This is a genomic window from Virgibacillus sp. W0430, from assembly GCF_051846935.1.
Classification (GTDB): domain Bacteria; phylum Bacillota; class Bacilli; order Bacillales; family Amphibacillaceae; genus JBPYCR01.
Genome location: NZ_JBPYCS010000004.1, coordinates 86,522 through 107,254, shown reverse-complemented (window position 1 = coordinate 107,254; position 20,733 = coordinate 86,522). Strand labels below are relative to the sequence as shown.

Sequence of the window (20,733 nt, the reverse complement as noted above, 5' to 3'; positions counted from 1 at the left end):
GATGAGTGAGCATACCTTAAACCCTAAAGTGATGCCTCATGAACCAGAAAAGGCAACATTAGAAGGTAAAAATAAATTTATGGGGCTTTGGTTTTTCCTTGGCGGTGAAACGGTTTTATTCGCTTGCTTGTTTGGTACGTATTTAGCGCTTAAAAACTCCACTGCTGGTGGCCCTACTTCTCAAGAGTTATTTGGTCTAGAACTCGTTTTTGTTATGACGATTTTATTATTAACGAGTTCATTAACAAGTGTGTATGCGATGTACCATATGAGAAATAACAATTTTAAGCAAATGCAGCTTTGGCTTGGAATTACTGCATTGCTTGGAATAGGCTTTCTAGTTGGAGAAGTATATGAGTTTGCACATTATATTTCTGAGTATGGCTTTACTTTTCGTTCATCTGCCTTTGGCTCAGCATTCTATGCCTTAGTCGGATTTCACGGAGGACACGTAACTTTTGGAATTTGTTGGTTAATCGCGTTAATGGTGCGTAATGCTAAACGAGGCTTGAATTTATACAACGCTCCAAAGTTTAATACATTTAGTCTGTACTGGCACTTTATTGATGTCATTTGGGTATTTGTATTTACTGTTGTATATTTAATGGGAAAGGTGGGTTAAATAATGTCCGAAAACACCAATACCAATCAAGCTGAACTGTTTCGAAAGCAAAAAAACAAAGAAGAAATGAAGCGACATGTAATATCGTTTGTATTAATGATCGTATTTACTGTAATAGCTTTTGGAGCTGTTGCGTCAGGTAATGTACAAAAAATGTTTATTGTTCCAATACTATTGATTATGGCGCTTATTCAAGTAGCATTTCAGTTTTATTATTTCATGCATATGAAAGATAAAGGACATGAAATGCCTGCCACTTTAATTTATGGCGGTGTCTGGGCAGCATTTTTAACACTTGCTGGTTTGATCGCTATTACGTGGTGGTAATCAGAACTGAAGGAAGATCGGGGAAACGTCTCCCGGTCTTCTTTTTATTTCGTTTGGTTCTTTGCAAATGACGTTGGTGAGTATTTTAAGTCGAGGAATACTTACTAATGCGGTAGAACGAAACATGAAAGCTTGTGTTCTGATTTCGCTGACTTGCACTACAGCCGACAGGCTTTCCGCGGGCACAGAAAGCGTAGTGTATATCTACTGCGGTCGGTAGGAATCAATACTAAAATTAACGAATACAAAGAGAGGTTTTTTAACTTCTTAAAATAACACCCACAAATACTTGACCCAATCTCACCAATATCATATATTGTACAATCTTTCGTTTTAGATTAGAATTGTATCATGAGCAATGTCACATTAACCTAATGTTAAATGTTGTTGTATTGTCACAGAAACAATGTGTATCAGTTAAAAAATACGTTATAATATAGGTACATTGTATATAATGGAGTGAAGTGTCATGTGGCTTGAACTACAAATCTTTGGATTTCGAGCATTATGGAGTCCTTATTTTATCTTGTTTATTACAGCGCTCGCTGTTGCTTACTTTTTAATTACCGGGCCTTTTCGTAAAAAGTTTGGTGGTGGAGAGCCTCCAACAGGGAAGCAACATGTAAATTTCTATTTTGGCTTATTCCTATTGTATGCAGTAAAGGGATCACCAATCGATTTGTTATCCCATATTATGCTTACTGCACATATGATTCAAATGGCTGTTTTTTATTTTATTTTTCCAATTTTTATATATAAAGGTATACCTGTCTGGATTTGGGAAAAGGTCGTATATGCTAAGGCAATAAATCCATTTTTTAAGATTGTTACAAAGCCGCTTATTGCATTATTAGTTTTCAATGCATTGTTTTCTATTTACCACATTCCGGTTATATTTGATTTTGCCAAATCATCACAAATTGCACATAGTTCGATTTCGATCATACTCATTATCGCTGCGTTTATTATGTGGTGGCCAGTGTTAAGTCCGATCAGCAAGTTAGATACGTTAAAACCACTTCTTAAAATGGCTTTTCTAGTCGGAAGTGCAGCCATTATTACTATTGCTTGTGCGCTTCTTATTTTTGCAAGCAATCCAGTATATTCCGCTTATAGCTCTGAGGGTGCGTGGCTACAAGCATTGAGTCTATGTGTACCAGGGGATGTATTAGATGGTTTACAATTTGCGCTATCCGGTCCAGAAATGTTTTCTCCATTAACTATGCTGGAGGATCAACAACTGGGTGGTATTATTATGAAATTTATACAAGAAATTGTTTATGGGATATTACTTGGCCGAATATTTTTCCGTTGGTTTTCTAAGAAAAATATGGAGATTGATCCAATTCCAACGCAATTACAGCACCATTAATTTAATTACCATATAAGCTTTTGAAGGGATACGAGAAAATGCCTTTATTACCAACGATAAGTACGATTTTTATTTTAATAAGCGCTATATATGTTGCTCTTGGCTGGCGTTTCATTATAAAAGGTAAAAAAGCAGCTCATAAAAAGGCGATGACGTTAGCTGCAGTTAGTGCACTTTTGTTTTTTGTTACTTATTTATCGAAAACAATTTTTATTGGAAGTACAAGCTTTGGTGGTCCTGAAAGTATTAAAATATATTATACTATTTTCCTTTTATTTCACATCGTTCTAGCTACTGTTAGCTTAGTTTTCGGTATTATTACATTACGTCTAGCATGGAAGCGAAATATTCCAAAGCATGAAAATATTGGACCAGTTACGAGTATTATTTGGTTTGGGAGTGCAGTTACAGGTGTACTTGTTTACTTATTTCTATATGTTATATTCAGTGGGGGAGAAACAACAAGTCTTATCCGCGCAATACTAGGCTATTAACTAGCACAGATTCAAGATTAATAAAAACACTTTAAATGAAAATAGCATTAATAGGAATTGCTCATAGCTATGAAAACAGGCTCTACAATAAATAAAGGTCAATCTTGTCATCTACCTAATAGATGATCAGATTGACCTTTATTACTCGTCTGGGCAATTAAATTTTAACATTCCATTTAATGATACCTGCTTCTTTTGCTGAACTGAAGGCAATTACTAGTAGCGGACCTAAAACAAATCCAGTAATACCAATTAATTTCAGACCGAGGAACATAGCGATTAATGTTGCTAAAGGGGAAAGCCCAATATGTTGCCCCATTAATTTTGGTTCAATAATACGACGAATTGCTAGCAAAACGATTGCCAGAATGGAGAGCTTAATTGCCATCGTTGAATTTCCAGATAAAAACATAAAGCTGGCCCATGGAGCTAAGATAATAATTGAACCAATAATTGGAATCAAATCAATTAACCAGATTAATAATGCCATAATAACAGCAACTTCAGGCGCTATAAACAATAGACCAATTAATGAAACGATAAAAATGATAATACTTAATAAAAATTGGGCCTTTAAAAAGCCGAGAAGAACATTTGAGAGGCGTGCATTCATAAAAGATACCTTTTTCGCAGTTTCTTCAGTAAAAAGATGGTATACTTTTGATTTTAAAATCGGAAGTTCAAGCATAAATAAAAACAAAGCAATTAAATAAACGAGAAAGCTAATTAAATATTGGGGTATTTTAGCAAATATTTGCGCGATATTATCAAGTGTGATTACATTTTTAATTGTCGCGGCCAAGTCGTTTATATTTTCCTCCAAGCTATTGGATACTTCTCGAAAAAAATCTGGTGGCATTGATTGTGTATATTGCTGAAAATCGTTCTCCCATTTAGTATATATAATATTTAATTCATTTACATGTGTAGGTACATCCTCGACAAAGTTTACGACCTGAGCAATTGCTTTCGTAACAATGACGGACCCTGTAAAGCCAATCATTATACTGAATAGTAAAAAAACAATAATAACAGATACTTTTCTATTTAATTTCGTTCTTCTCTGAATAAGCCGTACTAAAGGGCTTAGGATAATTGCGGTTATAAATGCCGTAATTAAAGGAATGGAGACAGGTAAAATAAAATAAAAAAATAAAATGAGTAGTATAAATATAAAAATAAAGGTCCAATGGCGTTTCGTCAGTTTCCGAATCAAAGTAAAAGTTGTCTCCCTTCGTACTACAATTATGGTCTATAAAAAATATAGCATGTATTTGTTGTTTTGAACAGATAGAACAGTATAGAAAAACCAATAACTCTATATAGGAATAGAGCTATTGGTTCAATATGCACTGCAAATTAAAAAGGACAAATTACTTCTTATAATTGTCTATTTCTTCTTTTACCTTTTGAATTAGGTTGTTGGCACGTTCTACTAGATTTTCTGGAAAGTTTTCATCTTCGCCATACTCTACTCCGTGCGGATAATAATGTTTGCCTAAAAAAGGTGCTTTAAGCTTAATAACAGCATCCTTCTTATCTACATCACCTTCAATTGCTTCCCCTTGAATCCGAATATAATATGTAACATTCTTTTCTTGCGAACTAACTCTATAATCATACGTTACACGCTCGTAATCCCAAGATTCACCAAGTATAAACGCATGTTTCCCCATAATATGGTTTAGTGGTACGATATCTATTACAGTATCTTCTAATCCAGTGTTTTCCAATCTCATATTATCCACCTCAACTAATTATTCTCATTAAAGCTATCATATTAGAAATTAGCTAAAGTTGCAATTGATAAGAGTAAAAACAGGCTTGCTATAGAGGAATCTTCATAAGTTCGTAAAATTTAAGTATGGAACGTTTTGCTAGTACATATAATGAAAATATATATGTAGAAATAAAGGAGCAATTATATGCGAACAATTAAACTTTTCGTCTTAATAGCATTTCTAGTTGGTGGAGGGTATTATTTGTATTCCAATCTCAACGTAGCCGATCAATTAAAAAAGTCGGCAGAGCATTTGCAATTTGATCAAATAAAACAAAAAGTAAAAACAAAACAAGTGCCTGAACGTAAGCGGACAAAGGAGTTAATGACCGGTGATCTTTACAATTGGATCGGAATGCCTTCGGATGAACTAAAAGAAGTATTGGACGAGCCAGATCGAAAAGATAAAAGTGCATATGGCTATACGTGGTGGGTTTATACGAATCAAGAGGACGAATATATTCAATTCGGTATAAAAAATGGAGAAATTGTAACGATTTATGGGACTGGTGATGACTTATCCGCTTCTCCGCTTGAAATAGGTCAATCATATGAAGATGTTGAAAGCGTTTTCGCTTTTTCAAAGGAGATATCTTATCGAAAAGACATTTCCTTTTATACGTTTCGTTTAAGTGCGGAGGACCTACGTAAGCAGCCGTTAATACAGCTTGAAGATGATTTATACGTACAATGTTATTTTGATACGTTTACGAATGAATTGTCCTCGTTACGTATTCTTGACGCGGATACATTGTTAATGCATCGATTTTATGAGATAGAGTATCGAGGAATGTTAGATGAAGTAGCTAATTTCTCACGTGAAGAGTGGGAGGAAATAGAAAAGGGGATGGAGCAACAAATTTTCGATTTAACAAATGTATTTAGACACCGCCATGAGCAATCCCCTTTACGTATTGATGAACAGGCGAGTGCAGTTGCTTTTAAACATAGTAAGGATATGGCGGACAATAATTACTTTTCTCATTACAGTCAAAATGGAAATGGTTTAAAAGAACGGTTGGCGGCAGAGGAGGTTTTTTATATTGAGGCAGGGGAAAATATCGCTGCACAGTATTCTGACGCACCTGCGGCAATGGAAGGCTGGTTAAACAGCAAGGGACATCGGGAGGCGCTGTTAAAAGAAAATTATACCCATTTAGGTATAGGCGTATACCGACAATATTATACACAAAATTTTTTAGCAAAACCGTAAAATAAGATTGTTACTTTACCATTATTAATTGCAGCTTTTAAATTGATTGGAAGCTGCGACTATTTTTTATATTGCGTTTACCGCTGTTGTCATATACTTTGTTTTCTTTTGGTAATGCCTTAAGTAACCTAGGAAGTTTTTCCAACTCCACATCTAAAGTAATCCGATATGAAGATTAATTAAAAGCACATTATCTTCAATAAGAACATAAAATAAAATAGGCTATTTATATAAAGTAAAGACGGAGTGATTACAGTGGAGAATAACTTACATCCTACTGTTCAGGCATTTAAAGAATTTATTAATGAACGTCCAAAGCTAATTGAGGAAGTACGAAAAAATGGGCGAAGCTGGCAAGAGTATTATGAAAAGTGGGCATTGCTTGGAGAAGACGACCCTTTTTGGGAGGAATTTGGTGATATCGACACAGCCGCTCCTAATAAAACGAAATCGAAGCAAATGGAGTTGTTTAATCAATTTCTAAAATATACCGAAAACGTCGATTTAAACAAAGTACAAGAACAAGTTTTACAATTAAACAAAACAATTGACACTGTTCAAGAAGTAATTGGTCATTTCCAGGAAACAAAGCAGCAAACTTCCACGAAAGAAAATGAACCATTTAACTGGTTTATGGATTAAAAAAGTAGTCTGATTTCGACACTTTTAGAAACTTCCGCTTAGATAAATAACTATGAATAAATAGATTGTAATGAAAGACTAAACAAAGTACAAGGAGGGGAGGAGATGGATCATACGTGCTATAAATATTTGAAAGAGCAGCCACATCTGTTACGATTCATACGGTATAATCCAGTTTGGTATCGATCGATTACGCGAAATCCGGACTGCCTATCAGAAATAGAAAAAGAAGCAAAGAAATTTTATGGAAAAACATTCCCCCAAAAGCTAGAGCAAATGAATGAACATATGAAGATGGCTCACATGGTGCTTTCACTCACGGAAGCAATGAAAGATTAGCTGTATACGTATACTATTCATGGAAGTAACTATTGTATGAATTAAACATCATATTAAAAGAATCATTTTAATTGAAGTGACTTGTAAATGAATATAGAATTCCACTCGGTTTGGATGCTTTTAGCGGTCACTTAAAACGTAATGTATATCCTTAAGCTAGGTAGGAAGGAACAATTAAAACGATGAGATCCAAATACGTACCTTAGATTAGATTCGATGATTTCCATCTAGTTAAGAACATGGTATGATAGTGTCGGAGGTGTAGTGGAATGATAGCTACTATGGAGTATGTAGATGTTTTAGATCATTCGGAGCACTTAAGTAAAATGATCTTACAATCCGATGTAATGCAAGCTTACAGGGACGCTCGCAATAACTTACATGAAGATAGCGAAGCACAGAAGCTGATCGCTGCTTTTACAAATATAAAGTCTCATTATGAAGATGTACAACGATTCGGAAGGTATCATCCGGATTACAATGAAATTATGAAAAATGTTCGTGCTGTAAAGCGGAAAATGGATATGCATCCTACTGTCGCAAAATATAAAATTGCGGAACGTAACTTACAAAATTTGCTCGATGAAATTAGTGAGCTAATAGCAAAGAGTACAAGTGAACAAATAATGGTGCCAAAAGAAGGTGCTTTGCTGACAGATAGCGGTTGTTCCAGTGGGGGCTGTGGAAGTGGGGGGAGCTGTGGTTGCCAAGCTTCCTAATACAGTTGCTCTGCAGTATCAATTTTGATATACTAATGAAAATTAGATGGTTAGTGAGGATATGGAATGAGAGTGAATCGGCAAGGTATTTTTGTATGGTTTCAGCATCGGAAAAACGTCAAACAAATTAGACGGTATGGGCATCTCATATACGTATCAAAAAAAATGAAATATGCTTTACTTTATGTGAATCAAGATGAACGGGACGAGATCGAAAATAGCTTATTAAAGCTCGCTTTTGTATCTAAGGTGGAGCGTTCATATAAACCTTTTGTAGAAACGAACTATGAAAATGCGAAGCCAGACAAAGCGAAGCAATATGATTATAAAATGGGTATTTAAAGCCATGCGCGATACAGGTTATCGTGCGTGGTTTTTTGATTTTAACCGGATAAAATAGGGAGTGACAGAAGGGAAGAATTAATGGGGAAGCAAAAAGTCTTCCTCTGTCACTGTAACAGTTTGATTGTGAAATCGCTGTTACATTATGCTATTATGAACAAAGGAAAAAAATATATACATATACAGTATGATTTTAGTCCTGTTTAAAAAGATAAACTATTCCCCGGTTTGAGGTGAAGCGAGTGCGTATCGTAGCAGGCAGAATGAAGGGACGTCAAATAAAGGCTGTTCCAGGAGTAGCAACTAGACCAACGTCTGATAAAGTAAAAGAAGCTGTTTTTCAAATAATGGGACCTTTTTTTGATGGAGGCACCTGTCTTGATTTATTTGCAGGTAGTGGTTCTTTAGGTATTGAAGCGATTAGTAGAGGCATGGACAAAGCAATATTTATTGATAAAAATCGTCAAGCCATTCATACTATAAATAAAAATACGAATGCATTAAATATATCAAATCATGTCGAAATATATCGTAATGACGCCTCCCGAGCTTTACAGGCGATTGCAAAAAGAAACCTTACATTTGACTTAATATTAATTGATCCACCGTATGAGAAATTTAGTTATAATGACCTCCTGCAGGAAGTTATTGCATTAAATATCTTAAGTGAAAATGGTATTGTTTATTGTGAGCATTCTGCTTCTAATAAGCTGACACCAATTAACAACATGCTTACTATAAAAAGACAAGCTATATATGGTGGGTCAATCGGCGTTACAATTTTTGAAAGAGTATAAAGAGGTGTTTTTATGAAAAAATTAGCAATTTGTCCTGGAAGCTTTGATCCAGTTACAAACGGGCACTTAGACATTATTAGAAGAGGTTCCGGAATTTTCGATGAGGTTATTGTTGCATTATTTAATAATCAATCTAAAACTCCTCTGTTTTCCGTAGAAGAACGAATCCGTTTACTGGAAGAGGCGACAAGAGACTTGCCAAATGTTACTGTGGACGTTTCTGACGGCCTATTAATTGATTATGCACGTCAACGTAAAGCCCATGCAATTTTGCGTGGTCTGCGAGCGATTAGTGACTTTGAATATGAAATGCAAATAACGTCAATGAATAAAAAATTAGATCCACGCATTGAAACGTTTTTTATGATGACGAACAATCAATACTCGTTTTTAAGCTCTAGCATTGTGAAGGAAGTTGCAAAGTATAAAGGTGATATTTCTGGATTGGTTCCCCCATCTGTTGAAAAAGCATTAATGAAAAAATATCAATAAATAGTGTGTGCTTGCCGCTGTAAAGTCATTTTTAAGGGAAAAGCTTTGAGTTGTTACTATAATTTTTTTTATACATAAGTATGATTGTAATTGCTAAAAAGACGATCGTAATTATCGGGCCCGTCTGTTGGAGGAATTTTATTGCTAGGCTAGCAAACGTTTGATTTGAACCGCCTGTTGTCGGCACAATGGTGTCGATAACTGGCTGTCTGCTTATATATAACGGCTTAAACAATACAATCGTTAGCAAACTTGCAAATATCCCATGTAATATCCGAGCAAAGAAGTAAGGACGAAAACGAATATCTGTCTTAGCGATAATACTAGCGACTTGCGCTTGAATTGAAAATCCATTAAAGCCTAAAATAAAGCTAACGAGAATCATTTGAGCTCGTAATGCATTTGTAGTGCTTTCAGAAATTAGCTGCGCGCCCATTGTTACTTCAAAGAATCCAGTAAGCAGTGGAAGCGCAAGTTCAACTGGAATGAATAGGACGGACAAAGCATATTCAAGAAGGAAAGCGAGCATTGATGTAATGCCTACTAGCTGAAGCAATGTTGTGAAAACAGAAAATAGTATAATAAAACCACCGATCATTACTAATGTTTTTACGGAGCTTACGACCGCATTACCTAGAATTTCTCCAAAAGGTCTGGAATCATTTAATCGTTCACGATGCATTTTCTTAAATGCTCGAATAATCATTGGGAGATCCTTTTTTATCTTTTGACTGGTAGATTTATCGTCACGTCCATAAAATCGCATACAAACACCAACTAAGGCATTTCCGACGTAATGGCTTGTCGCGATAAGTACACCGAGCCGTGCATCATTAAAAAAGCCAACTGCAACTGCACCGAATATAAATAAAGGGCTAGACGCATTTGTAAAGCTAACAAGCCGTTCAGCTTCTGTTCGTGTAAGCTGCTCCTTTTCTCGAAGCTGTACTGACATTTTTGCACCTGAAGGGTACCCACTCGCCATGCCCATAATCCAAGCAAAGCTACCTACGCCAGGTACGTTAAATATTGGACGCATAATCGGTTCAAAAAGAACTCCTAAAAACGAAACGATACCAAAGCCAATTAACAATTCTGCAGTAATAAAAAATGGCAATAAGGATGGAAAAACAGTTCCCCACCATATATCAAGACCACGTATACTTGCTTTTAACGCATGTTCCGGGAACATAATTAATGCTAGAGCTAAAAAGACGGTTAAGCTGGCAAATAACAATGTTTGTATGATCTGTTTCAATAGATATCCTCCTAGTGTGTGCTAAAAATATGGGTTTTGTACTTGTTTTTAAAGTTGTATGTACAGCTTTTATTATTAATTTAAATAAATATAAGTTTCGACGAAAGAACGTATTGTTGTATTGGTCAAGCTCTATATAAATATACGCTCATACATCTTGTATTTATGCCATACACTTTTTTTATCGGGGCAGATCGAACATCGAACAAAAAAAGGAGGTCTTCCTATGAAGCTTTCAAGAAAGCACATTTTATCTATTTTTTTCGTCGGTATCGTCTCAGTTTTTCTCGTATCGTACCAATTGCCGTACTACATATACAAGCCGGGTCATGCCGATCCACTAAATGATATGGTAGTCGTTAATGGTGGATACACGAGTGAGGGAGATATGCATCTTGTAACTATTAGCAGCAACAGAGCTACTCCAATTTATTATTTGCTTACGAAAATATTGCCACATCAGGAGCTTGTCCCGGCAGAAAAGGCACGTCCAGAAGGAATTACCGATGAAGAATATATGCATGCTCAATTACAAATGATGGAATCTTCCCAAGAGGCTTCTATTGTAGTTGCGTATGAAACGGCCGGAGAAAAAATAACGATTGATTATAACGGTATTTATGTTATTGGAATTATTGATGGAATGCCTGCTGAAGGAAAGCTTGAAATTGGAGATTATATAACTGCTGTTGATGGTCATAAAATTTCAGAAGCAAAAGATCTAATTGAATATGTACAGGAAAAGCATCCTGAAGATACGATTACATTAGAAGTGAATCGCAAGGAGGAACGCAAGGAAATAGAAATCGAATTGCAAGCTTTTGATGATTTAGAAGAAAAAGTAGGAGTCGGTATCCGTCTTGTGACCGATCGTAATGTAAACGTTGAAAGATCGGTTGACTTCAAAAGTGGGAATATCGGAGGACCTAGCGCAGGGCTTATGTTTTCATTGGAAATATACGATCAGTTAGTTGAAGAGGATTTAACGAAAGGGATGAAAATTGCTGGTACTGGAGAAATTGATTACGACGGGCAGGTAGGAAGGATCGGTGGAGTCGATAAGAAAGTGATTGCTGCCGATAGGGAAGGCTGTGACATTTTCTTTGCGCCAAATGAGCAAGGTAGAGAAGATTCTAATTATAAGCTAGCAAAGAAAACAGCAGCTGAGATAAACACAAAAATGAAAATAGTTCCAATCGATACGTTTGAAGAAGCGCTCAACTATTTAAGCAATATGTAATAATTAACTCAATCTATTAGCTAAACTCAACTGGCGTATGCTTCTTAAGCATAGAATGTACTCACCTCTTATGAGTAGTAAGTAGTAGCGCATACGCCAATTGAACGTAACTAGCTAGGCGATGTCTTATAAGCTAGAAACGATTATCGGCAATATCTAAAATAATTGAACTAAGGCGATGACGTATAACTAGCTGTGTTTTTCGTACATTTATATGCTTGTCTGCAAGATCTTCTGCTTGTTCTTCAAAGGGGATCTTTAATTCATTCTCGAGCTTTTTTACTTCTTGGTCGAACCAAACTTCATTTAATTCATATAACTGAGCAGCAGTATGCTCATCTTCAATTTCTTGTGGAACAGTAAAATGCAAATTGTATATGTACATTTTGAATTCATTAATGCCTTGTTGTCTAATCCGTTCTTTAAATGCGTCTAGCAAAAAATTCTTTACGTCGTGTGAAAAATTGTATGCCTCCATTCCAGCATCTATTTTTTCTAAAGTAATCTTATTTAATGCTTCTTGGTACCTTTGCTGATCAAAACCTTTACCTCTCGTCCAAAATGACATGAAGCAACCTCCTAAAAAATTAAATTATTATCGGGTGTTTTAGCTCTTGAGTAAACATTTGATTTTTTATTTGGGAAGGGAGAATACTGTAATATGCATGACTTGCACGTTCTTCCAACGATAGGATCGGATGCACTTCCTTCTTTAGCCCAGAAAGGACTGGTATTTCGATTTGTTTCTTTTTCGTTCTTAAGAAAGCTTGGCCTGTTTTGGTCATACCTAGCAATCTTACATAAGGGATAGAAGGGATGTCCATAATCGTAGTAATTTCACTTTTTTTTGTATTCGTTAATAAATGTGTAAATGTACGTTGGATTCGCGTCCACGTATATCGCTTCGTTTTTACGCGCTCCATCCATTCCTGAAAAGAGGAAACTTCCCTTGCCGTCTTTTTTATTCTATACTCCAAACCTTCAACCATGCCATGTATTTGAGCCAATTCTTCAACGGGTGTTGTCATCACCCGATATTGCAAATACGGAAAATACAATTCCCAAGAATGCCATGTTGTTGTTAAATCTCTATATTTTAGTAGCTGCTGTTGAGAATCGTGTGGTAATGTATGTTGTACTTGTGGAGACAGGCTATTAGTAGAAAAGAGGCTTCGACGAATACTAGTTGCACTAGCGATCTCGTTATTAATTGTGTGATCGTGGTAGTTGCTTCCAGTACGTTTAATCGTGTGCAGTTCTATTGGCAAATTTAGCTCCATCACTTCTTTAACATAGCTAAAACCAAGAATATTATTTGGTTGTGTCAGATCGATTTTAGAATCAGCTAACCCAATTATTTCATATCCTTTTTTGCTTGCTTCGGGAAATGACCATCCTTTGTCTAAATATTTCCTTTGCTCTGTATGAAAAATAGCTAAATTTCTTTTGAGCTGATGATATGCCGATTTGAACGAATGAATGTGTCCTTGTTCGCTCCCAAAGCATAAGCAGTCTATCCTTAATTCGTGTAATAATTGTACAGCTCCTTTAGCAAATAACTCACTGCTTTGAACGGCATATGCATAAGGGAGCTCAATAACTACATCTACTCCACAAGTGAGCGCTGCACGTGCCCGATGAAACTTATCGATGATAGCGGGCTCTCCTCTTTGTAAAAAAGAACCACTCATTACTGCAATTATACAGTCGGCTTTTGTTTGTTCTTTTGCTGTTTGAACATGATACAAATGTCCGTTGTGAAAAGGGTTGTACTCCACGATTAAACCACACGATTTCAATAAAACCTCTCCTCTGTTATAATATAGTCATTGTAACAAAAGAAAGGGTGAATAAACAACTGTCTGTTTTGTTGCTAATGAGTAGAATTCGGCTCCCATGGGAAAGCTTTATTACGATATTACCGTTACTTTTCTGACTCGTATGACAAACAGTATATGTTGACAAATTACTCATTTCCTTTTAAAATACTCATGTTGCCTTGAGGTGATTTTGTTGAAATTTACATTAGCTGAAATAAGAAAGAAAACGGTGCAGCAGCCCTTTGCTTTCAATGAAGTTGTTCAAATAAAGGACATTGCAGCATTGAATAATGATATTCGTAATATAGACCCTGTGCACGTAGAGGGAAGTTGTATTATGCAAGGGGATCAAATTATTTTCTCCTTGGATATTTCAGGAGAAGTAATATTACCATGCGCACGTACGTTAGTGGATGTACCCTTTCCATTCAACTTTCATGCAACAGAAATATTTACAACATCTAATCATTATGATGAAGAGGACGAAGAAGATGAAATACACCCAATTAGTGGAGAAGTACTTGACTTAATTCCATTAATAAAGGAAAATATTTTATTGGAGATTCCATATCGTGTTTTTTCTGATAATGTGAAGGATCATGAGCAAGCAACGATACAGGGTAAAGGCTGGGCAATTGTTTCCGAGCAAACGATAGAGACAGAGGATACGAATAAAGATACAATTGATCCGCGCTTGCAGAAATTGAGTCTATTACTCGATAAAAATAACGACGATTGACGATTTCTTCCTAAAGATATTGAAGGAGGTGTTATACATGGCAGTACCTAAGAGAAAAACATCTAAAAAAGTTACTAGACAACGCCGTACGCATAAAAAACTACACGTGCCAGGATTAAACGAATGTTCTAATTGTGGAGAGTTAACGAAGCCACACCATGTGTGCAAGGCTTGTGGACATTATGATGGCAAAGAAGTAGTAGGCGAATAACAAAAATTTATTTGGCTAAAAGCAGCAGATCACAGCGTGTGATCTGTTTTATTTTTATGTACTTTCAGATCAGCAGGTGAATGAGTAGTCGTCTCCGGCATGAGCGAATGGAGGTTGCGTGCCTCCAGTGGGAGCAAAAAGAACGGTGAGATTCCACAGGACGTAGCACGAGGAGACTCACCACTTGTCTGCATTGCACGAGCGAAAAAGGATAGAAATCCCTCATTCTCCATTACTTTCCGAATGCCCAATATATGTAAGAGGTTTTATTCCTCTACTATGTATGAGTGAACTGCAGCAAATTAATGCTTACACCTATTATACGAAGGAGATTGAAATGGACAAGCAAATCGTTTATGAACGTACAGATGCAGCATATGGCCAAATATTTCTTAACCGTCCAGAAAAGAGAAATGCCATTTCAGTACGAATGATTGAAGAGCTTTCCCACTGTTTAGCAGCCGCTAAGGATGATCATATTAAATTTTTGCTCATTCGTACAACCGGTGGACGAATCTTTAGTGCAGGCGGAGATTTAAATGATTTTCACGGGAACTTATCAGAAAAAGAAGCGTTTACTCTGCTTACTAAGATGAAAAATATATTATTCGACATTGCTACGTTTCCTGTACCGACCATTTGTTTATTAAATGGCGATGCTTTGGGAGGCGGCTGTGAGCTAGCTACTGCATGTGACTTTCGCATTGCTAAAGATACAGCAAAGTTTGGGTTTATTCAAACAAATTTAAAAATTATACCTGCTTGGGGTGGTGGAGCACTTCTTTATAAGAAGGTGCATCCAACGTTTGCTTACCAATGGATTATCGAAGGAAATATTTTCGATGCTCCGACATTAAAGGCAAATGGCTGGCTTCATAACGTTATCGCGAGTAGCGATTGGGAAGATGAAGAAGTGCTATTAGGCAACTATTTAAATAAAACAGAGATGCAATGCAAGCTGTTAAAAGAACAATATATAAAAAGTATACAACCCAAAGACTTAATGGAAAAAATGACAGAAGAGGTTGTAAATTGTGCTCAATTGTGGAACACGAAAGAACATCAAGAAATTGTTGACCAATTTTTTGCTCGTAAAAAAGGCCATCAATATACGTAGGAAAAATACCATTTGAAAACTGTTATTCTATCTTTCCTAGTTTTTGCATACATTATAGCAAATATATTAGGAGGGGTGTTATGAATTCAACGAGACAGGATGCGTGGACAAAAGATGAAGATTTAGTCCTTGCAGAAACTGTATTGCGCTATATACGAGAAGGGAAAACACAGCTTGAGGCATTTAAAGAAGTAGCAAGTCGTTTATCTCGAACACCAGCTGCATGCGGGTTTAGATGGAATGCTACGATTCGCAAGCAGTATGAAGATGCGATTTTAATTGCTAAAGAGGAAAGGAAAAATGGAGGACAGCCAGAAAAAATTAGTAGTCGTCCTGTACACGCTATACATGGGGTGCAAGAAGAAAGCACTACAATCGATTCTGCTATTATGTTATTAGAAAAGATGAAAGATAATTTCATAGCGGAACGTACGCAGCGGACAAATAACGAAGCGGATATTGTTCAAACTCTACAACAGGAAAATGAGCGTTTGACAAGACAGGTAGCTCGTTATCACGAAGCATGGAAAGAAATGACAAATCTGTGGGAATGGGTCCAAATGAAAAATGAAGAGTAAGTATTAGTACTCTTTCATATACATTATTCTAATATGTAAAAAAGCGCAGAATGTCTGCGCTTTTGTGTGTTAATTGCTTTCATGGACTCCTTCAGGAAGCCAAATAAGCGGGTTTTCTCCAAAGTCTCTTTCCATATCGTAGGAAGCTTTTTGGAACCCCATTTTTTCCCAAAAATCATGAGAATTAATTAGTGGATTTGTTTTAATCGGTAGTTGGTAACTTTTAGCATAATCGACTAGAGTTTTACCGAATCCTTTGTTTCGATACGCAGGTAAAACTTCCAGCTTCCATAATACAAGATAATCTTGAGCTGGATCAAAGTATGCATCGTATTTTTTATCTACTTTGTACAAGCTCATTCTCGCAGTGAGTGTATCTCCGTAGTAAATGCCGTAAAATGGAGATTCACTATCGTTTTCAACCATATTGTTTTGTAAATCCTCTAGCATCGATAACTCTTGATTTCCGTACTCTTTAAACCGTTTAAACTCTTCCAATGTTTTATAATTTATTAATAACTTTTCCACTTTTACATCTTGCAAGGCTAAACTCCCCTTCATCCGTAGATATTTATACTACTTTAAATAACATACGATCGGTGCAATTTGTATGCACGGATACTTCCTTAAGTGTAAATGAATGTTTGAGTAGAAATAAGTCTACTTTTTCTCTTTCTTCTATTATAGTATAAAATAAAATAGAATGAAATGAGTAGCCACAATATATTGCTTTTCTGTAATTAAGATACATTACAATTCATATCCAGTAGGGGGAGCATCAATGAAAATAGGTATAATTGGTGGAGGGTCGGTAGGATTATTAATTGGTGGATATCTAGGTAGGGATCATGATATTACCTTTTATGTTAGAAGAAAGGAGCAGGCCGACTTATTAAATAAGAATGGCGTAAATGTTGTGGGTCAACAAACAACACTTGTTCAAGCGAAGTTATGTAAAGATTTGGAGCGTGAAGATTTATTGATTGTTAGTGTGAAGCAACCACATATACGTCAAGTACATCAGTATATACGTGAGTCACATAATAACAGTCCGTTATTATTTCTACAAAATGGAATGGGGCATGTAGAATACTTCAAGCAGTTTGCTCAACCTATTTATGTAGGAGTTGTTGAGCATGGGGCATTTCGAAAAGAGGACACAACAGTCATACATTCTGGTTTCGGAAGTATTCAAATAGCAATGCATACAGGCGACAGAAAACAACTACACCTGCTCGTTCAGCACTTAAATCAACTGGATTTTCCGGTTAAGCTTTCTCCGAATTGGAATGAGCTGCTTGTAAACAAGTTAGTTATTAATGCTGTAATTAATCCTTTAACGGCTTTGTTTCAGGTGAAAAACATAGGTGTGATCGAAAATAATGCCATTCAGTTTTTAGCAAAAAAGCTTTGTAACGAAGCATGTTCCGTATTACACTTGAATCCATTAGAGCAATGGGAGCGGATTAAAACGATCGCTTATAAAACTGGTGCAAACACATCGTCCATGCTAGAGGATATTAATCAAGGCAGAAAAACCGAAATAGAAGCAATTTCGTCCTATATACGAAAGAAAAGCACGAGGGATCTGCCGTATACGAATTTTGTATATCGTAGTATTCTAGCATTGGAAGAAAAGAAAGGAATTAGTCATGAATGAGATTAGTATACTACTTATAACGATTCCGATTATTGCAACCTGGCTCTTTTACAAACTCGGAAAAAGAGTATTTTCTCTTGATTGGAGAGCCTTTCATTTTGCGGTAAATTCAACAACACTTTTTTACATACTAGCTGTTAACATTTTAGCAAAGCATATCCTCCAGCAGCAGTTTGTTGGTATAACGATTATACTATTGCTTGTTATTCTTGCGATTGTAATAATTATACAGTGGAAAAAAAATACAGAAGTAGTCTTATGGAAAGGATTAAAAACGATGTGGAGGCTAGCTTTCTTATTGTTTTTCTTCTTATACATATGCGGCCTAGTCGTCATTCTTCTGCTCGCTTTTTTAGCTTAGACGGATTTATTATAAGCTCAAGGTGCTCTGTTGGTGGATTGCTCGCCGATACAACCATGACTCAATCATACAAACAGAATATATGAAAAAAAGAACTGGATTATGTAATATATAGTATGGATACTATTATTATAAAGGGAGTTCTCGTCGATGCGGATTAAGCCGGTACAATTAACGAATGAAAGTAAATTAATGAAAGATTATCGTAATGGAAAGGATGACATTTTGTCCTATTTCGATTATTCCCCTTTTCAAACTTTTTCGCCCGAAAGAATAAAGGCGCTTAGCAATCGGTCGTTCAATCGAGTCGAATTATCAGAAAAATTACAAGCTATGAATAAAGCGTGGGGCGCTCCAGCAACGACATTAAGACAAATAGAACGGTTGAAAGATAAAAGCAGTGTTGTTGTAATTGGTGGACAACAAGCTGGCGTATTAACCGGACCAATGTATACAATTAATAAAGTGATCTCCATTATACAATATGCAAAAAAAGAAGAAATAAAGCTAGGTATACCAGTTATACCCGTATTTTGGATTGCAGGAGAAGATCATGATTTTGAGGAGATCAATCACATTTGGCTTCCAAATCAAAAGCGTATGCACAAGTACGTATTCCAATCATCCGGATTAGAGAAAAGTCCTATATCTAAACAACAGCTAGATAAGGAGCATTTCGATAAGTGGTTTACCGATCTGCTAGAACAACTCCAAGAGACTGAATATACGAAATCAATACAGGAGATCGTTGCAACGTGCTTAGAAAAGTCAGGAACGTATGTAGACTTTTTTGCCCGGTTGTTATTTCAGCTTTTCAACAAAGAAGGACTCGTTTTATTTGATTCAAACCATGCCGATGCACGACAGCTAGAAAGTACCTATTTTGTTGATTATATAAATAAGCAACCAGATATTGCGGAGGCCGTTTATCGAACAAACCATCATTTAAATCAAGCAGGATATGGCACTTCACTCGATGTTCAATTAGACGATGCTCATCTTTTTTACTTGGATGAGAATGAAAGGATTTTACTTAAGCGAAATGAGCAAGGAGCCTGGGTAGGCAAGCAAAACGAAATATCATTTACAACAGATGAGTTAATCGAAATCGCTAGAAATAAGCCGGATCTGTTGAGCAACAATGTCGTTACTCGTCCTTTAATGCAAGAGCTATTGTTTCCGGTATTAGCGTTTATAGGTGGGCCAGGTGAAATTAGCTATTGGGCTGCTCTAAAACAAATGTTTCATTGTTTTGATATTGAAATGCCGCCAGTCCTTCCGCGTCTCTCCTTTTCATATGTAGATGCAACTATAGAAAAACTATTAACGCGACTAACGATTCATCCAGATGAAGCAATAACGAGAGGTATAGATGAACAAAAGATTAACTGGCTGTCCATGCAACATGATCCTCCAATAGATCAGATGACAGCGCATATTAAAGAAGCGATTTATCGAGTACACAAACCACTTAACAAAGCGGCGCAGGAAATTCGATCCGATATCGGGGCGCTTGCTCATAAAAACGTACACAATTTATATAAGGAAATAGACTTTTTAGAGAAAAAAATGTGTCAAGCAGTTGAAGAAAAGAACGAAAAAACAATCGCCCAATTCGATAAGCTAAACATGGTATTGCATCCAAATGGTGGACTACAGGAAAGAACATGGAACATTCTTTCCTTTTTGAATAAACATGGCGCTTCATTTTTACACGAATTAGTTAACGTAGATTGTTCATTAGAAAACGAGCATTATCTCGTATATTTATAAAGATAAAAGACGGAGGTTGCATATACCTCCGTCTTTTATCTTTTATTATTTGGTACTTTATAAAAGTTCAAGCTCCTAAATTTGTACCAGTAGAAATACGATACAAAACCTACCACAAATCCCCACCTTTTTAAAAACGCACCTTCCTCAACAACACTGCTTTGTTTCCTTTTTATAAAAACAGTGAGAAAACATGTGATAAAATCGCATTTCTCTCAATTTTAGATGTGAGGAAATCAATCTCCATGACAAGGATTTCGGTGCTCTTATAGGTATATTAGACCAATTTCTAATTTATGTATTTCTTTTTAAAAAATAGAGTGGTGAAATGTGGGGCAATGTGGTAACATTATAGAAACATTGATCCATTTAAAGTGGGGCGAACCATATGTTCATGGGGGAATTTCAACATAATATCGATACGAAAGGCCGAATGATTGTTCCGGCGAAGTTTAGAGCTGGACTTGGTGAGGAATTTGTTGTTACACGCGGCTTAGATAAGTGTCTTTTTATTTACCCTATGGATGAATGGAAGGATCTAGAGGAAAAACTAAAGAAGCTTCCCCTTACAAAAAAAGACGCTCGAGCATTTACACGGTTTTTCTTTTCGGGTGCTATGGAATGTGAAGTGGATAAGCAAGGCAGAATAAATATTCCACAGCCATTAAGAAATTATGCTTTATTGGAAAAAGAATGTGTCGTTATCGGTGTATCCAATCGGGTTGAGGTTTGGTCTAGCACTATTTGGGAAGACTACTTTAATGAATCAGAAGGGTCTTTTGGTGAGATAGCTGAGAACCTGATGGATTTTGAAATTTAATTTTGTAATGTGAAAAG

The 20,733-nt window shown here is 36.1% G+C and carries 26 protein-coding genes; 20 read left to right on the top strand and 6 right to left on the bottom strand.

The features are described 5' to 3' along the window. Nucleotide 1 precedes the first annotated feature (1 nt). The 4 genes from ACLIBH_RS03635 (at nt 2) to ACLIBH_RS03620 (ending at nt 2,815) form a co-directional block, all read left to right on the top strand. Nucleotides 2-622, top strand: a complete 621-nt coding sequence (locus ACLIBH_RS03635; RefSeq protein ID WP_439315330.1) for a cytochrome (ubi)quinol oxidase subunit III — start codon at nt 2-4, stop codon at nt 620-622. A 3-nt stretch (nt 623-625) separates the two neighbouring features. Next, on the top strand, nt 626-949 hold the full coding sequence (gene ctaF, locus ACLIBH_RS03630; protein WP_439315329.1) for a cytochrome c oxidase subunit IVB: 324 nt from the start codon (nt 626-628) through the stop codon (nt 947-949). A gap of 469 nt (nt 950-1,418) precedes the next feature. Continuing rightward, complete coding sequence (gene ctaG / locus ACLIBH_RS03625; protein WP_439315328.1) at nt 1,419-2,321, top strand: cytochrome c oxidase assembly factor CtaG; 903 nt, start codon at nt 1,419-1,421, stop codon at nt 2,319-2,321. 38 nt (nt 2,322-2,359) lie between these two features. Further along, nucleotides 2,360-2,815, top strand: coding sequence for a DUF420 domain-containing protein (locus tag ACLIBH_RS03620; RefSeq protein WP_439315327.1), 456 nt, complete (start codon nt 2,360-2,362; stop codon nt 2,813-2,815). 157 nt (nt 2,816-2,972) lie between these two features. Here ACLIBH_RS03620 and ytvI read toward each other — a convergent pair whose 3' ends face one another. Then, on the bottom strand, nt 2,973-4,031 hold the full coding sequence (ytvI, locus tag ACLIBH_RS03615) for a sporulation integral membrane protein YtvI (protein ID WP_439315326.1): 1,059 nt from the start codon (nt 4,029-4,031) through the stop codon (nt 2,973-2,975). Nucleotides 4,032-4,188: 157 nt separating this feature from the next. After that, nucleotides 4,189-4,554, bottom strand: coding sequence for a YugN family protein (locus ACLIBH_RS03610; RefSeq protein WP_439315325.1), 366 nt, complete (start codon nt 4,552-4,554; stop codon nt 4,189-4,191). A 186-nt stretch (nt 4,555-4,740) separates the two neighbouring features. On the opposite strand from ACLIBH_RS03610, the gene ACLIBH_RS03605 reads away from it, so the two are divergent. The 7 genes from ACLIBH_RS03605 to coaD all read left to right on the top strand — a co-directional run bounded on the left by ACLIBH_RS03605 (nt 4,741) and on the right by coaD (nt 9,139). Continuing rightward, nucleotides 4,741-5,808 (top strand): CAP domain-containing protein, encoded by a 1,068-nt coding sequence (locus ACLIBH_RS03605; protein ID WP_439315324.1) that lies wholly within the window; start codon nt 4,741-4,743, stop codon nt 5,806-5,808. A gap of 255 nt (nt 5,809-6,063) precedes the next feature. After that, nucleotides 6,064-6,450, top strand: a complete 387-nt coding sequence (locus ACLIBH_RS03600; RefSeq protein WP_439315323.1) for a YlbD family protein — start codon at nt 6,064-6,066, stop codon at nt 6,448-6,450. A 105-nt stretch (nt 6,451-6,555) separates the two neighbouring features. Next, a complete protein-coding gene (locus ACLIBH_RS03595) occupies nt 6,556-6,789 on the top strand; it encodes a YlbE-like family protein (RefSeq protein WP_439315322.1) in 234 nt (77 codons plus the stop codon). 269 nt (nt 6,790-7,058) lie between these two features. Next, nucleotides 7,059-7,508, top strand: coding sequence for a YlbF family regulator (locus ACLIBH_RS03590; protein WP_439315321.1), 450 nt, complete (start codon nt 7,059-7,061; stop codon nt 7,506-7,508). A gap of 66 nt (nt 7,509-7,574) precedes the next feature. Then, a complete protein-coding gene (locus ACLIBH_RS03585) occupies nt 7,575-7,850 on the top strand; it encodes a YlbG family protein (protein WP_439315320.1) in 276 nt (91 codons plus the stop codon). Between the two features lie 242 nt (nt 7,851-8,092). Beyond that, nucleotides 8,093-8,647, top strand: a complete 555-nt coding sequence (rsmD, locus tag ACLIBH_RS03580; RefSeq protein WP_439315319.1) for a 16S rRNA (guanine(966)-N(2))-methyltransferase RsmD — start codon at nt 8,093-8,095, stop codon at nt 8,645-8,647. A 12-nt stretch (nt 8,648-8,659) separates the two neighbouring features. After that, nucleotides 8,660-9,139, top strand: a complete 480-nt coding sequence (gene coaD, locus ACLIBH_RS03575; RefSeq protein WP_439315318.1) for a pantetheine-phosphate adenylyltransferase — start codon at nt 8,660-8,662, stop codon at nt 9,137-9,139. A gap of 31 nt (nt 9,140-9,170) precedes the next feature. On the opposite strand, the gene ylbJ is transcribed toward coaD, so the two are convergent. Next, nucleotides 9,171-10,397: a sporulation integral membrane protein YlbJ gene (gene ylbJ, locus ACLIBH_RS03570; RefSeq protein WP_439315317.1), complete on the bottom strand. Its 1,227-nt coding sequence runs from the start codon at nt 10,395-10,397 to the stop codon at nt 9,171-9,173. A gap of 226 nt (nt 10,398-10,623) precedes the next feature. Here ylbJ and ACLIBH_RS03565 point away from each other — a divergent pair, with 226 nt between their 5' ends. After that, on the top strand, nt 10,624-11,637 hold the full coding sequence (locus ACLIBH_RS03565) for a SepM family pheromone-processing serine protease (protein WP_439315316.1): 1,014 nt from the start codon (nt 10,624-10,626) through the stop codon (nt 11,635-11,637). 133 nt (nt 11,638-11,770) lie between these two features. Here ACLIBH_RS03565 and ACLIBH_RS03560 read toward each other — a convergent pair whose 3' ends face one another. Next, a complete protein-coding gene (locus tag ACLIBH_RS03560) occupies nt 11,771-12,205 on the bottom strand; it encodes a hypothetical protein (RefSeq protein WP_439315315.1) in 435 nt (144 codons plus the stop codon). A gap of 19 nt (nt 12,206-12,224) precedes the next feature. Next, a complete protein-coding gene (locus ACLIBH_RS03555; protein WP_439315314.1) occupies nt 12,225-13,436 on the bottom strand; it encodes a nucleotidyltransferase in 1,212 nt (403 codons plus the stop codon). A 205-nt stretch (nt 13,437-13,641) separates the two neighbouring features. On the opposite strand from ACLIBH_RS03555, the gene ACLIBH_RS03550 reads away from it, so the two are divergent. From ACLIBH_RS03550 to ACLIBH_RS03535, 4 genes are all read left to right on the top strand, one after another. Further along, on the top strand, nt 13,642-14,196 hold the full coding sequence (locus tag ACLIBH_RS03550) for a YceD family protein (RefSeq protein ID WP_439315313.1): 555 nt from the start codon (nt 13,642-13,644) through the stop codon (nt 14,194-14,196). A gap of 37 nt (nt 14,197-14,233) precedes the next feature. Continuing rightward, a complete protein-coding gene (gene rpmF, locus ACLIBH_RS03545) occupies nt 14,234-14,407 on the top strand; it encodes a 50S ribosomal protein L32 (protein WP_439315312.1) in 174 nt (57 codons plus the stop codon). A gap of 184 nt (nt 14,408-14,591) precedes the next feature. Then, nucleotides 14,592-15,524: an enoyl-CoA hydratase/isomerase family protein gene (locus ACLIBH_RS03540; RefSeq protein ID WP_439315311.1), complete on the top strand. Its 933-nt coding sequence runs from the start codon at nt 14,592-14,594 to the stop codon at nt 15,522-15,524. Nucleotides 15,525-15,604: 80 nt separating this feature from the next. Next, nucleotides 15,605-16,102, top strand: a complete 498-nt coding sequence (locus tag ACLIBH_RS03535; protein WP_439315310.1) for an RsfA family transcriptional regulator — start codon at nt 15,605-15,607, stop codon at nt 16,100-16,102. Between the two features lie 69 nt (nt 16,103-16,171). Here the strand turns inward: ACLIBH_RS03535 and ACLIBH_RS03530 are convergent, their stop codons facing one another. Next, a complete protein-coding gene (locus ACLIBH_RS03530; RefSeq protein WP_439315309.1) occupies nt 16,172-16,645 on the bottom strand; it encodes an N-acetyltransferase in 474 nt (157 codons plus the stop codon). Nucleotides 16,646-16,883: 238 nt separating this feature from the next. Between ACLIBH_RS03530 and ACLIBH_RS03525 the strand changes: the two genes are divergently transcribed. From ACLIBH_RS03525 to mraZ, 4 genes are all read left to right on the top strand, one after another. Next, nucleotides 16,884-17,762 (top strand): 2-dehydropantoate 2-reductase, encoded by an 879-nt coding sequence (locus tag ACLIBH_RS03525; protein ID WP_439315308.1) that lies wholly within the window; start codon nt 16,884-16,886, stop codon nt 17,760-17,762. Next, nucleotides 17,755-18,123, top strand: coding sequence for a DUF3397 family protein (locus tag ACLIBH_RS03520; protein ID WP_439315307.1), 369 nt, complete (start codon nt 17,755-17,757; stop codon nt 18,121-18,123). The genes ACLIBH_RS03525 and ACLIBH_RS03520 overlap by 8 nt, the downstream gene beginning before the upstream one ends. Nucleotides 18,124-18,273: 150 nt before the next feature. Then, nucleotides 18,274-19,896 (top strand): bacillithiol biosynthesis cysteine-adding enzyme BshC, encoded by a 1,623-nt coding sequence (gene bshC, locus ACLIBH_RS03515; RefSeq protein ID WP_439315306.1) that lies wholly within the window; start codon nt 18,274-18,276, stop codon nt 19,894-19,896. A 388-nt stretch (nt 19,897-20,284) separates the two neighbouring features. Then, the gene (gene mraZ / locus ACLIBH_RS03510; RefSeq protein ID WP_439315305.1) at nt 20,285-20,716 is read left to right on the top strand and encodes a division/cell wall cluster transcriptional repressor MraZ; all 432 of its coding nucleotides are present in this window, start codon (nt 20,285-20,287) and stop codon (nt 20,714-20,716) included. The last annotated feature ends 17 nt before the right edge of the window (nt 20,717-20,733 follow it).

Coding starts and splice junctions, on each gene's coding strand:
- mraZ (WP_439315305.1), top strand. CDS start 20,285: ATGTTCATGGGGGAATTTCAACATAATATCGATACGAAAGGCCGAATG.
- ACLIBH_RS03585 (WP_439315320.1), top strand. CDS start 7,575: ATGAGAGTGAATCGGCAAGGTATTTTTGTATGGTTTCAGCATCGGAAA.
- ACLIBH_RS03535 (WP_439315310.1), top strand. CDS start 15,605: ATGAATTCAACGAGACAGGATGCGTGGACAAAAGATGAAGATTTAGTC.
- ACLIBH_RS03560 (WP_439315315.1), bottom strand. CDS start 12,205: ATGTCATTTTGGACGAGAGGTAAAGGTTTTGATCAGCAAAGGTACCAA.
- ACLIBH_RS03610 (WP_439315325.1), bottom strand. CDS start 4,554: ATGAGATTGGAAAACACTGGATTAGAAGATACTGTAATAGATATCGTA.
- coaD (WP_439315318.1), top strand. CDS start 8,660: ATGAAAAAATTAGCAATTTGTCCTGGAAGCTTTGATCCAGTTACAAAC.
- ctaF (WP_439315329.1), top strand. CDS start 626: ATGTCCGAAAACACCAATACCAATCAAGCTGAACTGTTTCGAAAGCAA.
- ACLIBH_RS03620 (WP_439315327.1), top strand. CDS start 2,360: ATGCCTTTATTACCAACGATAAGTACGATTTTTATTTTAATAAGCGCT.
- bshC (WP_439315306.1), top strand. CDS start 18,274: ATGCGGATTAAGCCGGTACAATTAACGAATGAAAGTAAATTAATGAAA.
- ACLIBH_RS03520 (WP_439315307.1), top strand. CDS start 17,755: ATGAATGAGATTAGTATACTACTTATAACGATTCCGATTATTGCAACC.
- rpmF (WP_439315312.1), top strand. CDS start 14,234: ATGGCAGTACCTAAGAGAAAAACATCTAAAAAAGTTACTAGACAACGC.
- ACLIBH_RS03525 (WP_439315308.1), top strand. CDS start 16,884: ATGAAAATAGGTATAATTGGTGGAGGGTCGGTAGGATTATTAATTGGT.
- ACLIBH_RS03605 (WP_439315324.1), top strand. CDS start 4,741: ATGCGAACAATTAAACTTTTCGTCTTAATAGCATTTCTAGTTGGTGGA.
- ctaG (WP_439315328.1), top strand. CDS start 1,419: ATGTGGCTTGAACTACAAATCTTTGGATTTCGAGCATTATGGAGTCCT.
- ACLIBH_RS03565 (WP_439315316.1), top strand. CDS start 10,624: ATGAAGCTTTCAAGAAAGCACATTTTATCTATTTTTTTCGTCGGTATC.
- ACLIBH_RS03635 (WP_439315330.1), top strand. CDS start 2: ATGAGTGAGCATACCTTAAACCCTAAAGTGATGCCTCATGAACCAGAA.
- ACLIBH_RS03595 (WP_439315322.1), top strand. CDS start 6,556: ATGGATCATACGTGCTATAAATATTTGAAAGAGCAGCCACATCTGTTA.
- ACLIBH_RS03590 (WP_439315321.1), top strand. CDS start 7,059: ATGATAGCTACTATGGAGTATGTAGATGTTTTAGATCATTCGGAGCAC.